This is a genomic window from Cupriavidus sp. 05L310, assembly GCF_056398185.1.
The window spans coordinates 1-1,323 of sequence record NZ_JBFTOX010000163.1; the positions used below are offsets into that span (position 1 = coordinate 1).

Sequence of the window (1,323 nt, forward strand, 5' to 3'; positions counted from 1 at the left end):
GGGCGGCGGCCAATAGAGGATCATTTCTCGATCTTCGCTTGGCTCTGATGCCCCTGTCCGATCTGTTCGCTACGCTTACCCAATATCTGCACACCCAGGTCTTTCGCGATCTGGCCCGTCATCCCGAACATCCGGCCGCATTCACCCGTCAGCGTAAGCTCACCCTGCCGACACTGATCACCTTCATGCTTGGCAACTTGCGCATGGGGGTGCAAGCCGAACTCGATCAATTCTTCGCCGCACTCGCCCGCCAAAATACCTTGTGCCGACGCGTCAGTGAACAAGCGTTCGCCCAGGCTCGCAGCAAACTCAGCGGCGATGTCTTTGCTCACCTCAATGACTGGCTGCTTCAGCAAGTGTCCAAACATTTGCCACGCTGGCATGGCTTTCGGTTGGTCGCCGCGGACGCCTCACACCTGCGTTTCGCCATCCGCCACAGCCATCTCCCTCGAGCCGCCACCCGCGATCAACTCGCCTTTGGCCTGTACCTGCCTGAGGCCGAGATCATGCTCACCGCGTCACTGCACAGCGTGCACGAGAACGAACGCCAGATCCTGTTCGAGCATCTGGACCGCCTGCAATCCGACGACTTGCTTTTGCTCGACCGCGGCTACCCAGCCCGCTGGCTGGTGGCCGTGCTCAACCAACGAAACATCCCTTTCTGCATGCGCGCCGACGGCAGCGGCTTTGCTGCCGTACGGCGCTTCGTGCGCTCTGACCGTGTCGAGGCCATCGTTACGCTCCCGGCTCCAGCCCGCATTGACGCGCGCGACTATGAGTGTGCGGCTTCCCCGCAGACCGTTCGGCTGATCCGGCAGATCTCGCCAGCCGGTAAGGTGCGCGTGCTCATCACCAATCTGCTCGACATGCACCGATATCCGGCTGCCACCTTCCGCGATCTCTACCATCAGCGCTGGCGCCTGGAGGAGGCGTTTAAACGTCTCAAACACCGCATGGCACTCGAACACCTGTCCGGCCTGTCGCAGTTGGCTGCCAGGCAGGACTTCGGCGCCAAAATCCTGAGCGACAACCTCCACGCCCTGTGCTGCCTCACCGCCGCACAGGAATATGAGATTGGCTCGGAGCATCGGATCAACCGTGCCTACGCCATCACCGCCCTCAAACCTGTCCTGTCAGCGGCGCTGCTCGGCTTGCGCTGGGCCAAGGCCGCTCTGAATGAGACCTTGGCCGTGATCGCAACACGTATCCATCGCGTGCGGCCGGATCGCGCCAAGCCTCGTCCGCCTCGCCACAAACCTCATCGACATGCTGCTTATAAGGCCTGTTGATGCCTAATTGTTGATGCTTAACTTGGGTGGATTG

1 protein-coding gene is annotated in these 1,323 nt (G+C 61.1%); it reads left to right on the forward strand.

Translation table 11 applies throughout. The annotated features are described in order from the left end of the window. Positions 1-1,289, forward strand: a 1,289-nt coding sequence (locus AC1DS6_RS42620) for an IS4 family transposase (RefSeq protein WP_477104808.1), incomplete at its 5' end; no start/stop codon positions are given. Positions 1,290-1,323: the final 34 nt, after the last annotated feature.